This is a genomic window from Rhizorhabdus sp. P4_G6 (assembly GCF_056401045.1).
In genome coordinates this window covers 203,985-217,084 of the sequence record NZ_JBFUKC010000002.1, presented here as the reverse complement: position 1 = coordinate 217,084, position 13,100 = coordinate 203,985, and the positions used below count along the sequence as shown (strand labels likewise).

The 13,100-nt window shown below is 65.7% G+C and carries 11 protein-coding genes and 1 tRNA gene; 7 read left to right on the top strand and 5 right to left on the bottom strand.

Translation table 11 applies throughout. The features are described from left to right. Positions 1 to 8 precede the first annotated feature (8 nt). On the bottom strand, positions 9 to 653 hold the full coding sequence (locus AC1DPF_RS03290) for a protein-L-isoaspartate O-methyltransferase family protein (protein WP_477959691.1): 645 nt from the start codon (positions 651 to 653) through the stop codon (positions 9 to 11). A 170-nt stretch (positions 654 to 823) separates the two neighbouring features. Here AC1DPF_RS03290 and AC1DPF_RS03285 point away from each other — a divergent pair. The 4 genes from AC1DPF_RS03285 to AC1DPF_RS03270 all read left to right on the top strand — a co-directional run bounded on the left by AC1DPF_RS03285 (position 824) and on the right by AC1DPF_RS03270 (position 5,461). After that, a tRNA-Cys gene (locus AC1DPF_RS03285) sits at positions 824 to 897 on the top strand. A 530-nt stretch (positions 898 to 1,427) separates the two neighbouring features. Continuing rightward, on the top strand, positions 1,428 to 2,234 hold the full coding sequence (locus AC1DPF_RS03280) for an SDR family oxidoreductase (RefSeq protein ID WP_477869948.1): 807 nt from the start codon (positions 1,428 to 1,430) through the stop codon (positions 2,232 to 2,234). Between the two features lie 459 nt (positions 2,235 to 2,693). Continuing rightward, positions 2,694 to 4,328, top strand: coding sequence for a tetratricopeptide repeat protein (locus tag AC1DPF_RS03275; protein WP_477959689.1), 1,635 nt, complete (start codon positions 2,694 to 2,696; stop codon positions 4,326 to 4,328). A gap of 200 nt (positions 4,329 to 4,528) precedes the next feature. Continuing rightward, positions 4,529 to 5,461 carry a sensor histidine kinase gene (locus tag AC1DPF_RS03270; RefSeq protein ID WP_477959687.1) on the top strand — a complete coding sequence of 311 codons (933 nt, stop codon included), beginning with the start codon at positions 4,529 to 4,531 and terminating at the stop codon, positions 5,459 to 5,461. A gap of 96 nt (positions 5,462 to 5,557) precedes the next feature. Here the strand turns inward: AC1DPF_RS03270 and AC1DPF_RS03265 are convergent, their stop codons facing one another. From AC1DPF_RS03265 to pstS, 4 genes are all read right to left on the bottom strand, one after another. Beyond that, positions 5,558 to 6,430, bottom strand: a complete 873-nt coding sequence (locus AC1DPF_RS03265) for a phosphate ABC transporter ATP-binding protein (RefSeq protein WP_477869942.1) — start codon at positions 6,428 to 6,430, stop codon at positions 5,558 to 5,560. Continuing rightward, a complete protein-coding gene (gene pstA / locus AC1DPF_RS03260; protein WP_477959685.1) occupies positions 6,427 to 7,266 on the bottom strand; it encodes a phosphate ABC transporter permease PstA in 840 nt (279 codons plus the stop codon). The genes AC1DPF_RS03265 and pstA (AC1DPF_RS03260) overlap by 4 nt, the downstream gene beginning before the upstream one ends. Before the next feature lie 11 nt (positions 7,267 to 7,277). Next, entirely contained in the window at positions 7,278 to 8,246 is a 969-nt protein-coding gene (pstC, locus tag AC1DPF_RS03255) for a phosphate ABC transporter permease subunit PstC (RefSeq protein ID WP_477959683.1), read from the bottom strand. 75 nt (positions 8,247 to 8,321) lie between these two features. Continuing rightward, positions 8,322 to 9,359 carry a phosphate ABC transporter substrate-binding protein PstS gene (pstS, locus tag AC1DPF_RS03250; RefSeq protein WP_477869936.1) on the bottom strand — a complete coding sequence of 346 codons (1,038 nt, stop codon included), beginning with the start codon at positions 9,357 to 9,359 and terminating at the stop codon, positions 8,322 to 8,324. 262 nt (positions 9,360 to 9,621) lie between these two features. Here pstS and pstC (AC1DPF_RS03245) point away from each other — a divergent pair, with 262 nt between their 5' ends. From pstC (AC1DPF_RS03245) to pstB, 3 genes are read left to right on the top strand one after another with little or no spacing between them, the layout of a single operon-like run. Next, positions 9,622 to 11,001 (top strand): phosphate ABC transporter permease subunit PstC, encoded by a 1,380-nt coding sequence (gene pstC, locus AC1DPF_RS03245; protein WP_477869934.1) that lies wholly within the window; start codon positions 9,622 to 9,624, stop codon positions 10,999 to 11,001. Beyond that, the gene (gene pstA, locus AC1DPF_RS03240; RefSeq protein ID WP_477959681.1) at positions 10,994 to 12,283 is read left to right on the top strand and encodes a phosphate ABC transporter permease PstA; all 1,290 of its coding nucleotides are present in this window, start codon (positions 10,994 to 10,996) and stop codon (positions 12,281 to 12,283) included. Before pstC (AC1DPF_RS03245) ends, pstA (AC1DPF_RS03240) begins: the two co-directional genes overlap by 8 nt. 8 nt (positions 12,284 to 12,291) lie before the next feature. Then, entirely contained in the window at positions 12,292 to 13,071 is a 780-nt protein-coding gene (gene pstB / locus AC1DPF_RS03235) for a phosphate ABC transporter ATP-binding protein PstB (RefSeq protein ID WP_477959679.1), read from the top strand. Positions 13,072 to 13,100: the final 29 nt, after the last annotated feature.

The window sequence follows — 13,100 nt, the reverse complement described above, 5'->3', positions numbered from 1 at the left end:
CATCCCTGTCAGAAACTGAAGGCGGCAGGCTTGGCGAAGCCGGGCAGACGAGCGGCATCGGCATCCGCGAAGGAAGTCGTGCCGAAGCCGCGGCCGGCGCGGACGCCGGAGACGAGCCGCGTGACGCCCTGATCGATCAGCGCACCCACCAGCCGGCCGCCATCGGCCAGCTGGTCGATCAGCGCCTGCGGCACCTCCTCGACAGCGCCGTCGAGCAGGATCAGCGAATAGGGAGCGCCCTTCTTGCTGCCGGCCGGAAGCGCGGCCTTGACCCAGGTCGCGCCCGGCACGTTCTTCTTGCCCAGCGCGAGCAGTTCGGCGTCTTCCTCGACCGCGACGACCTCCGCACCCAGCTTCTCGAGCAGCGCCGCCGTATAGCCCGTCGCCGCGCCGACCACGAGCGCCTTATCGCCCGGGGACACGTCGGCCTGGGTCAACAGCCGCCCGGTGACCATCGGCGGGCTAAGCTCGCGCCCGGCACCGATCGGCAGCGCCAGATCGGCATAAGCGAGCACCGCCTTGTCCGCCGGCACGAAACGCTCGCGCGGCACCTCGCCCATCGCCGCGACCACGCGCGGATCGTTGACTCCGGTCGTCCGGAGCTGGCTGGCCACCATGGCTCGGCGCATCTGCTCGAAATTCTGCTCGGTCACTGGGCTTTCCCGATATTAGTGTCTTATCCCTACAATACAGCAGGGCGAGGTTCAAGGCTTTACCGCGTCACTGCATCACCGCCAAGCGCGATTAGCTCCCGCTGGATCGCGACGATCGCGCCGATCATGGTTGACATTCCAGCCCCCTACCGCCATTGCCGCGCTCCGCTGGCCCGATGGCGGAGTGGTTACGCAGAGGACTGCAAATCCTTGCACGCCGGTTCGATTCCGGCTCGGGCCTCCACCTCCTGAACCGCTGACCTATATGTCGGCTTGTCGGCATCGGCATCTCGATACTGCCGGTCTGGGGCATCTGTAATTCAGCTGATCCGCAGCGTTTATCGCCCACCGATCCCCCGAATGGTCGGAAGAGGCGCCATCGCCATTGCACGTCAGCCATGGCCGCTCGGCGCATGGTCGGCCGCCACTCGTTCGGGGCGAAAGCCGGCCTGCCAGCCTGTACGGGCAACAAATAGCGACCAGCGGCAGGCCTCGAACGATGGGCTCGCCGCGCAGTCTGCATATTCACTTTTCGGAGTGAAGTTGGCGACATTCCGCACAGCGCACCTGTGCAAATCATCAGTTCCCGTCGGAGCGGCCCATATCCTACTGTAAATTAAATCCGCTTCCGTGCGCCTCATGCCGCGACCAGGCAGGACGCGGATGGCAGAACTTCTACTGCTCATCGCCAAGGCTCAAGATTGCGCTTCGCCGATCCGCGACAGAAGACGCCGGCGCAACGCCGGCCACATGGTTTGAAAGGCAGATATCGGCATGGCTGGAAGACTACAGGGTAAGAGCGCGATCATTCTCGGCGCTGCCAATCGCGACAACATGGCGCAGGTGATCGCCCGCCGCCTCGTCCAGGAAGGCGCCGCCGTCGCCGTCGCCGGCCGCAAGATGGATGAGCTCGAGCGTTTTGCATCCGAGATCGGCGGGCATGCCATGCGCTGCGACATTACGCGGCGTGACGAGGTCTTCGCATTGGCGGCCGAGGCGAAGGAAAGGCTCGGGCGACTGGACATAGCCATCAACGCCACCGGATGGGGTCTCCTGACCGGCTTCCTCGAAACCACCGAGGAAGAGTTCGATCAGATGAGCGCGCTTCAGTTCAAGGGGCCGTTCCTGTTCATGCAGGCGATGATCGGCGCGATGGACCAGGGCGGATCGATCATCCAGATCAGCTCCGCGACGGCGAAGATCATGCTCAACGACCACGCCGCCTATATGGGCGCGAAGGCGGGCACGGATCACATCGTCCGCGTCGCCGCGCACGAATTCGGATCGCGCGGCATCCGGGTAAACTCGATCTCGCCAGGCCTCACCGCGACACCCATGACGGCCGATGCCATGGCCATTCCGGGTCTCGCCGAAGCCTTCCTGCCGGGCTACCCGCTAGGCCGCGTCGGCACGGCCGAAGATATTGCGGCAGCCTGCGTTTTCGTCGCATCCGACGAATGCTTCATGACCGGCGAGAATCTGCAGGTGAACGGCGGACTGACATTGCGCCGCAATCCCACGCGCGAGGAGATCACCGCTTCGATCCAAGCGCATGGCCAGGCCGCGAATCCGGCGGCCTGAGCGATCACCGCTACCCGCCGGGCCGGATATCGCGGTACGATGGTCAATCTCGTCCCGGCCGGCTCGCCGTTGCCCGCACCGTCGGCTGACACTGGATAACGGCATCGCGCCGGACCGCGAAAAGGCCGACCGCCCCGGTGGTGGGGGCCAAAAAGGGCGATCGGCCAATTCGCCAGATATGGATGGCCGGCATCCTATTGGAGGGGAATGCCCTGCCATCCGACGGCTGACAGCATGACGCTGCTAAATCCCTGCTGCAACCAAGACGCGCGGCTGGGCAGTGACTAGCCGTCTCTGTTACCGTTACACCGTCGCACTGGCCTCGGCTGAGATCGCCGGTGACACCAGCGGGAATTCGCGCTACCTGCCGTCATCGACATGAGCGACATGGGTGAACTCGCGACCGATCGCTTAGGTGGGGATACGCCTCTGCCTGACTCAGACACACATTGCGCGGAAATGATGCGCGAGCTGCAGTCGGTGATCGCCTCGTCGGACTTCGCGCGTGCCCCGATCATGAAGCGCCTGCTGTCCTTCCTGGTCGGCGAAACGGCGGCGGGCCGTGGCGACCAGCTCAAGGCCTATTCCGTGGCGGTTGACGGGCTGGGCCGGGCCCCCGACTATGACGCGCGGGCAGACAGCTATCCTCGCGTGCAGGTCGGCCGGCTCCGCCGGATGCTGGACAGCTATTACAGCGTGACGCCCCCTAGTTCCGGGCTACGGCTGACCATCCCCAGCGGACGCTATCGGGTGACGCTGCAGCCTGTGGAGGCGACGGCCGAAGAGGCGGCCGTTGCACCGCCGCCGGTGCCGCCGATCCCGCCGCTGGCATTCAGCTTCCAGGCCGGACTGCTCATCCTCCTGCTGTTGCTGAGCACCGCCGCGCTGATCCGGATCCTGCCGATGGACATCAGCGCGCCGACCATCGGGCATGAACGCCCGGTGCTCGAACTCGGCGCTACCGACATGGCGAAAAGCGGCGAGCTCGGCACCCTTGCCCGGGCGACCCTGATCAACGGTCTCGGCCGGAGCGGGATGTATGACCTCCGTGCCCAGCGTCGCTCGGGCACGACGGATCCGCTTGCCGTTCCCGCGCGCTACCATCTTGCGACCGACCTGATCGGCGGTGAGCGCCCGCGCCTGTTCCTGCGCCTGACACGGCTCTCGCCGGATCGATTGATCTGGTCGGGCGATTTCAACATCCCGACCGAACAGGGCGTCGATAGCGAAGCGCTCGACCGGGCGCTGGCGCCCGCCATCGCTACGATTGGCCGTGTCACCGGGGTCGTCGCCGCACACGAACTCCAGGAACATGGCGGGCAGGAAGCAACCGGCTATAGCTGCCTGCTGCTCTATCACCGCTACCGCAAGGAGCGCACCGACGACGACCTCGAGCATGTGAGCACATGCGTGGAGCGCAGCACCAACCGGGATCCGAACAACGCCGAACTGCAGGCGGCGGCGGCGCAGCTGGCCGTCGAAAAGATGGTGAGTTCCGAAACCGATCCGCGCGACCGGCCCGCGCTGCTGCTTACCGCCCAGCGCCACGCCCAGATTTCCGGCTCCATCGACCCACTCAACCCATGGAGCAACGCGGCGCGCGCGCGGATCGCGGTGGTTCGCCGCGCATGTTCTCAGGCGGTGGCCTTCGCGCTGCGGGCGGCGTCGCAGCAGCCTTATGATCCAGCCCTTCTGTCGGATGCCGGAGTCTATCTGCTCGACTGCGGCGATCCACGGGCAGAGCAGTTCATCCGCCGTGCCATCGCGCTGGACGACAATCCGGACGGTCGATTCTACGCCCCGCTGCTGCTGCTCGCGATCGGCCGTGACGATCACAGGATCGCCCACGAAGCCTTGTCGCACATGTCGCCGCCGCTGTTCGGACGGCATGGCCGCTTCTATCTGGTGAGCGCGGCGGGCTATGCGATGATCGGAGATCTGCCGCGAGCCCGCGCCTCATGGTCCCAGCTCGAGAAGATCGGCGCCCCGATCGCCCGTGACCCCCAAGGCTATCTCGCGCGGCTGGGTTATGCAGCTGCCATCCGAGCCAAGGCGATAGCACATCTCCACAAGGCAGGGCTTATCGCGTCCTGACGAAAAATCGACCGCGCGACCGGAACGGCTTCCGCTGCAGCCGATAGCGGGATAACATCCTGCTGCCGTATTAGGGCAACGGCACCGCCGGGCGGGCAACCGCAAGGCACTGAGGAGCAGGGACTATAACGCTTATCGGGAATCTCCCGCACGGCCTTGCCGGGCGGAATGCAAAGCTGTCGACCGACATTGTCGTCGCGATGGCGGCCATCGGACTTGCCGTCATAGGACGGGCGCTGGTCGATCTTTTCGCGCCCGGCGTGGTCGCCTATGCCTTTGTCTTTCCGGCGGTGATCTTTGCCAGCCTGATCGCCGGCGCGCGTTCGGGCTGGATGGCGGCGGCAGGCTGCCAGCTGCTGATCTGGTATTTCGTCATCCCGCCGCGCCGGGATTTCGCGATCAGTGTTCCGGATGCGATCGGCCTTTTCGTCGCCACTGGCTCGCTGGTGCTGACGGTGTGGGCGGTAGCCTCGTTTCGCGCGACGTCGATGCGGCTTCAGGAGGAGAAGCAGCGGCGTGTCGAGCTGCTGTCACTCGCGCTGCGCGAGGTCGATCACCGCACGCGCAACAACTTCCAGATCGCCTCCTCGCTGCTGCTGTCGCGGGCGGCGGGCGAAGCCGATGCCCGGCTGCGCGACGAATTGAAGCAGGCGGCCGGCCGGCTGCAGTCCCTTGCAGCAGCCTATTCGAATCTCGCGCTGAGCAGCGCCGACCTTTCGACCGTGCTGCTCCACGAGCATCTTCGCGAGATATGCGACCGCGTCTGCGAAGGCATGCTTCCGGCCGGCGTGTCGCTCAGCTTCGACGCGGAACCCGTACAGATGCCGGCGCAGAGCGCGGTGGCGATCGCACTGATCGTCAACGAATGCCTGACCAATACCGCCAAGCACGCGTTCCCGGACGGCATTGGCGCCGTCGCTGTGTGGCTGCGCCCCGAAGGCGACGACGTGTTGATAACGATCGAGGATGACGGGATCGGCCTGACCGATGAACGCGCCGCAGGGACGGGTACGAAGCTGATCGATGTGCTGGCGCGCTCCTTGAAGGGCGAGTTTCACACGAGCAGCGGAGCGACCACCGATCGCGGAACGCGGTGCGAGCTAAGGGTGCCGCTGTTGCAGCTAAATCATTGACAGAGCATGATTCACGCTGTCGGTGGAAGCGCCACGCGCTCCCACCTCAAACGATCAGGCCCTAGGACGGCGCGCCAGGCGCGGCCACCCTCCCCGTCAGCCGAATCGCCCCGTTACATAGTCGCGCGTGCGCTGGCCGCGGGGGTTGGCAAACAATTCCTCGGTGGACTGGAACTCCATCATCCGCCCCAGATACATGAAGCCGGTATAGTTGGAGATGCGCGCCGCCTGCTGCAGGTTGTGCGTCACGATCACGATCGTGAAATCCTGGCGCAGTTCGACCAGCGTCTCCTCGAGCTTGGCGGTCGACACCGGGTCGAGTGCCGAGGCGGGTTCATCGAGCAGCAGCACATCTGGCTCGACGGCGATGCCCCGAGCCACGCACAGGCGCTGCTGCTGACCGCCCGAAAGACCGAGGCCGGAGGTGCCAAGCTTGTCCTTCACCTCGTCCCACAGCGCGGCGCGGCGCAGCGCCTTCTCGACGATCACGTCCATCTCCGCACGGTTCACGCGGCGATAGAGCCGCACGCCGAAGGCGACATTGTCGTAGATCGACATCGGGAACGGCGTCGGTTTCTGGAACACCATCCCCACCCGGGCGCGCAGGCCCGCGACATCGACCGGCGAGCGGACCATCTCCGCGTCGCCGCCGCCATCGCGCTCGCGCAGCCGCTGCAGGCTCTTGCGATCGGCGAGCACGTCGTGGCCATCGAGCAGGATTCGGCCGACCGCCTGCTGCCGGGGATAGAGATCGTAGATCCGGTTGAGCGCCCGCAGCAGCGTGGACTTGCCGCAGCCCGACGGTCCGATCAGCGCCGTGATCTTGTTGCGCTCCACCGGCAGGTCGACGCCGTGCAGCGCCTGGGTCTTGCCATAGAAGAAATCGAGGTTGCGCGCCTCGATCGCGAGATTGTCGCGCGGCGGGAACGCCAGATGAACATCCTCGGTCAGGTGCGAAAGGGCATTCATGAGCGGCGAGCCTCCCGAGCGATGATCCGCCCGATGATATTGATGGACAGGACGGCGATGGCGATCAGCAACGCGCCGACCCAGGCCAGGCGCTGCCAGTCCTCATAGGCGGACAGCGCGAACTGGAAGATGGTGGTCGGCAGGCTCGCCATCGGCTGGGTGAGGCTGGTGGAGAAGAACTGGTTGCCGAGGGCCGTGAACAGCAGCGGCGCGGTCTCGCCGCTGATCCGCGCGAAGCCGAGCAGCCCCCCGGTGACGAGGCCCGCGCGCGCCGCCTTCCAGATGATCTTGCGGATCACGAAGGAGCGGGCCGCCCCGAGCGCCATGCCCGCCTCGCGCAGCGCGCTTGGTTGCAGGTTGAGGATATCCTCGGTCGTCCTGGTCACGATCGGCGTGGCGATGATCGCCAGCGCGACGCCGCCGGCCCAGGCCGAAAAACCGTGGAAAGGACGGACCAGCAGCTCGTAGACGAACAGGCCGATCAGGATCGACGGAGCGGACAGCAGCACATCGTTCAGGAAGCGGACGACATGGCCATAGGGCGTGTTGCCGCCATATTCGGACAGCCAGGTGCCCGCCAATATGCCGACCACCAGCGCCATCGCCATGCCGAGGCCGCACATGATCAGCGACCCCATGATCGCGTTGGACAGCCCGCCCTCGGACCCCGGCGCGGGCTGGGTCATGGTGAAGATCTTGCTGTCGATCCCGCCGATGCCCTTGCTGACCAGCGACCAGAGGATCAGCACCAGCGCGGTCAGCGCGACAAGCGTCGCCGCAGCCGTCAGTACGACGAACACGATGTTGGATATGCGGCGGTACAAGGTGCGATCCATCGGTCCGCTCCTCAATATTTCTGGCCGCCGAGGAGCGCGCGAGCGATCGCGAGCACCCCGAAGGTGATCAGGAAGAGGACGAGCCCAAGCGCCACCAGCGCGGCGCTGTGCATGTCGCTGGTTGCCTCCGCAAACTCGTTGGCGATCGTCGAGGCGATGGTGGAGCCCGATGCGAACAATGAATCCGGGAATGTGTGCGCGTTGCCGATGATGAAGGTGACGGCCATCGTTTCGCCCAACGCGCGTCCGAGGCCGAGCATCACCACGCCGACGATGCCGCGCTTCACATAGGGAATGACGACCGAGCGGATCACCTCGAACGGCGTGCAGCCGAGGCCATAGGCCGCTTCGCGCAGCTGCGGCGGGATGGTCAGGAACAGCTCGCGGAACACCGCCGCCATATAGGGCAGGATCATCACGGCCAGGATCAGCGAGGCGGTGAAGATGTTCGCACCGTTCGGCACGCCGGCGAACAGCTTGTCCTGCCAGGAGCCGGGTTCGGCCTCCATGATCAGCGGCAGCTGGACATGTTCGGCGAACCAGGGGGCGAGCACGAACAGGCCCCACATGCCGTAGACGATCGAGGGAATGCCGGCGAGCAGCTCGACGGCGATGGCGATGGGGCGCGAGATCGACCGGGGACAGAACTCGACGAGGAACACCGCCACCCCCAGCGCCAGCGGCAGCGCGATCACCAGCGACATGAAGGCGGTTACCAGCGTCCCGACGATCGGGCCTGCCGCACCATAGACTTCGGTAACCGGGTTCCACTCGCTCGAAGTCAGGAATCCGAAGCCGAACTGTTGGAAGGCAGGCCAGCCACCGATGGCAAGGCTGATGACGACGCCGCTCAGCGTCGCCAGCAGCAGCGTCGCCGACGCGAGGCAGGCCGCGTGGAAGATCGTCTCGCCCATCGACTTGCCCGCCGCGAATCGGGAGGCGGCAGGTGGTTCATCTGTGGGAAGTGCGGCGCTGGCCATGTTTCTCATCCAGTGAAAGGGCGGAACGCGAATCTCTCGCGCACCGCCCTCTTCAGCCCAAAGATCGCTACCGAATCAACGCGAAGTGTAGACCGGCTTGCCGCCCGACTTTACGCTGGCAAGCCACTGCTTGCGGACCAGCCCCTTCACGGCGGCGGGCAGCGGCACATAATCGAGCGCCACCGCCGAAGCGTCGCCACCCTTATAGGCCCAGTCGAAGAACTTCAGCACGCTGGCGCCGGTCGCGGCGTTGACCTGGTTCCGGTAGACCAGGATGAAGGTTGCGCCGGTGATCGGCCAGGCCTTCGGACCCGGCTGGTCGAGCAGCAGGATGTAGTTGCCGGGTGCTTTCGACCATTGCGCGCCGGCGGCGGCGGCGGCGAAATTGGCCGCGGCAGGCGCCGGGAACTGGCCCGCCTTGTTCTGCAGCAGAACGAAGGTCGCCTTGTTCTGCTTGGCATAGGCATATTCGACATAGCCGATCGAACCCATCGTCTGCTTGACGAAGGCCGAGACGCCGTCATTGCCCTTGCCGCCGATGCCGGTCGGCCAGGACACCGCGTCGCTGGCGCCGACCTTCGAGGCCCAGGCCGGATTTTTCATCGCCAGGTAGGAGGTGAACAGGAAGGACGTGCCCGAGCCGTCCGAACGGTGGACGACGGTGATCGGCAGGTTGGGCAGCCGGACGCCGCGGTTGAGCGCGGCAATGCGCGGATCGCTCCACTTCAGCACCTTACCCAGGAAGATGTCGCCGAGCAGCGCGCCCGAGAGCTTGACCTGGCCGGGCCGGACGCCCGGCAGGTTCACGATCGGCACGACGCCGCCCATCACGGTCGGGAACTGGTACAGCCCCGACGCGGCGAGCTCCTCGGGCTTCAGCGGCTTGTCCGTCGCGCCGAAATCGACGGTCTTCGCCTTGATCTGCTTGATGCCGCCGCCCGAGCCGATCGCCTGATAGTTGAGGCCGACGCCGGTGGTGGCTTTGTAGGTCTCCGCCCATTTCGCATAAAGGGGCGCCGGAAAGGTTGCACCCGCGCCGGAAATATCCGCGGCATGGGCAGAAGCGGCACACAACAGGCCCGCGCTCAGCGTGGCTACAAATCTCTTCAGCATCAAAGATCTCCGAAGCCGGAGTTTCTCCGGCGGCGGCGCCCGCCTAGCCCCCGCCTGTTACAACATTGTGACACTTCCCGGCAGAGCCGGGAAAATCCGTCCGCGCGGCCGCTCACGCTCGCGTGGGCAAGCGCGCGCGCCAGGCTCGTCACGAAACTGCAATAATTCCGACCGGAAAGCGTAACGTCCTACGGCCATGTAACGACCGGACGCCGAGATCGGCCTCCTTTCCTGCGCCTCCCGCGAAGTGAACCCTATGCCGATGTCGATCATGGTCCTGCTTATTTTCGCGCTGGGAGCGGCAGCGTTCGTCGCTGCGCGGTCGCGGGCGAATCAGTTCAAGCCGGCAGCGGGCCAGCGCCTTCATTCGCGCCCGAATTATCATGGCGCGCACATGCTGCTGTGGGTCGCACTGCCCGCGCTTCTGTTTCTCGCGATCTGGAGCTTCGTATCGCCGAGGCTGGTGACGCAGGCGGTGCTCGACACCCCCGCCGCGGCCCAGTTGCCGCCAGCCGGCATCGAGCGCGACGCGGTGCTCGCCGAGATGCGCGGCCTCGTCGATGGCTCGATCGAGGCGAGTTTCAATCCCGCCGCGGAGCAGCTGGCGCCGGTCTACCGCGGCGCGGCCGATCATTATGCGATGCTGGGCGGGATCGCGGCCGCGCTGCTCGCGCTCGCCGGCGGCGGCTATGCATGGACGCGGCTGCATCGGGATTTCCGCGCACGGAACCGGGTCGAGCGGGTGATAATGCTGGTACTGCTCGTGGCATCGCTGATCGCGATCTTCACCACCTTCGGCATCGTCGTGTCGCTGCTGTTCGAGTCGCTTCGTTTCTTCCAGAAGGTTTCGCCGATCGAGTTCCTGTTCGGCCTCGAGTGGAGCCCGCAGACGGCCATGCGGGCCGACCAGGTCGGCTCGTCGGGCGCGTTCGGCGCGGTGCCGCTGTTCTGGGGAACGATCTTCATCGGCGCGATCATCGCCATGGTCGTCGCGATCCCGCTGGGGCTGATGAGCGCGATCTATCTCACCCAATATGCCAAGCCCGGGCTGCGCCGCTGGATGAAGCCCGCGCTCGAGATGCTCGCCGGCGTCCCCACCGTGGTCTATGGTTATTTCGCCGCGCTCACGGTGGCACCCGCGATCCGGGACTTCGCGGCCTGGGCGCATATTCCCGGCGCCTCTTCCGAATCGGCGCTCGCCGCCGGTCTGGTGATGGGCGTGATGATCATCCCGTTCGTATCCTCGATGGCCGACGATTCGCTCGCAGCAGTGCCCCAGGCGATGCGCGACGGCTCCTTCGCGCTGGGCGCCACGCCGTCGGAGACGATCCGCAAGGTGCTTGTTCCCGCCGCCCTGCCCGGCGTGGTCGGCGGGGTGCTGCTCGCGGTCAGCCGCGCGATCGGCGAGACCATGATCGTGGTGATGGCCGCCGGCCTTGCCGCCAACCTGACCGCCAATCCCTTCGCCAGCGTCACCACCGTGACCACCCAGATCGTCCAGCTGCTCACCGGCGACCAGGAGTTCGACAGCGCCAAGACGCTGGCGGCCTTCGCGCTCGGGCTGACGCTGCTGATCGTGACCCTCATCCTCAACATCATCGCCCTGCGCGTGGTGAAAAAATATCGGGAAGCCTATGAGTAGCGCCGCAGCCCTGCCGGGCGGAGAGATATCGGTTACGATCGACGCGAGCGGCTGGAAATCCGACGCGATGCAGCGTCGCGTTGCGAAGCGCTATGCATCCGAGCGGCGCTTCCGCGCGATCGGCATGTTCGCGGTCGCCCTGTCGGCGGGCTTCCTCGCCTTCCTGCTGATCAAGATGCTGTACGACGGACTGGGCGGCTTCACCCAGACCGAGATACGGCTGACGGTCGACTTTCCCAGCGTCGCCGCGGGCGTGACGCCCAAGGCACTCGAGGGCAAGGGCGCCGACGATGCACTGGCGGCGCTCGATCTGGAAAGCCTTGCGGCGACATCGGCAGCGGCAGCCTATGGCGAGACCGGGTCGCTGCTCCTGTCGGACGGAGCTTGGCTGTCGCTGCGGTCGGCGCTCAAGAGCGATCCATCGCTGATCACGCGCAAGGCCGAAATCTGGGTGCCCGCCTCGGTCAACATCGACTCCGCCGCCAAAGGCGCTGGCGAGCCCGATGCAAATCGCCAGCTCGCAGCGCTGAAGGCCAAGGGCAACGTCCAGACCGGGTTCAGCACGACCTTCTTCACCGCTTCGGACTCGACCGACCCGACCGTCGTCGGCATCTGGGGCGCGTTCAAGGGAACGCTGCTGACAATGGCGGTGACCGCGCTGCTGGCCTTTCCGGTCGGCATGCTCGCCGCGCTGTATCTCGAGGAATATGCGCCGCGCAACCGCTGGACCGACCTGATCGAGGTTTCGATCAACAATCTCGCGGCCGTGCCGTCGATCATCTTCGGATTGCTCGGCCTCGCGGTGTTCCTGAACTTCATGAACATGCCGCGATCGGCGCCGATCGTCGGCGGGCTGACCCTGGCGCTGATGACGATGCCGGTCATCGTCATCGCCTCGCGCAACGCGATCAAGGCGGTGCCGCCCTCGATCCGCGATGCGGCGCTGGCCATGGGCGCTTCGCCGGTCCAGGTCGTCTTCCACCATGTCCTGCCGCTGGCGATGCCCGGCATCCTCACCGGCACGATCATCGGCATGGCGCGCGCGCTGGGCGAAACCGCACCGCTGATCATGATCGGCATGCGCGCCTTCATCTCCTCGCCGCCGACCGGCCTGACCGAACCGGCGACGGTGCTACCGGTGCAGATATTCCTCTGGTCGGACGAGGTCAGCCGCGGCTTCGTCGAAAAGACCTCTGCAGCGATCATCGTCCTTCTGGCCTTCCTGATGACGATGAACGCCACGGCCATCTATCTCCGCAACCATTTCGAACGACGGTGGTAAATCCGACCATGCAAGAAGCAGCTATCACGGCCTCGCTGAAGATGACGGCCCAGGCCGTCAACGTCTTCTATGGCGAGAAACAGGCCATCAAGAACGTGTCGATCGACGTCGACAAGGACAATGTCACCGCCTTCATCGGCCCGTCGGGCTGCGGCAAGTCGACCTTCCTGCGCACGCTCAACCGCATGAACGACACCGTCGCGGGCTGCCGCGTCGAGGGCCGCATCGCGCTCGACGGAGAGGACATCTATGCTTCGGGCATGGACGTCGTGCTGCTGCGCGCCCGCGTCGGCATGGTGTTCCAAAAGCCGAACCCCTTCCCCAAATCGATCTACGAAAACATCGCCTATGGGCCGCGCATCCACGGCCTCGCATCCAGCAAGAGCGAGATGGATCACATCGTCGAGCGCTCGCTGCAGCGCGCCGGCCTGTGGAACGAGGTCAAGGACCGCCTCCAGGAAAGCGGCACCGCATTGTCGGGTGGCCAGCAGCAGCGGCTGTGCATCGCCCGCGCCATCGCCGTCGATCCAGAGGTGATCCTGATGGACGAGCCCTGCTCGGCGCTCGATCCGATCGCGACCGCCAAGATCGAGGAGCTGATCACCGAACTGCGCGGCCGCTTCGCGATCGTCATCGTCACCCACAACATGCAGCAGGCCGCGCGCATCTCGCAGCGCACCGCCTTCTTCCACCTCGGCGAGCTGGTCGAATATGGCGGCACCGGGGATATCTTCACCAACCCGGTCCAGACCCGCACCCAGGATTACATCACCGGCCGCTACGGCTGATCTGCCACCGCCAATTGTAACATTGGAGC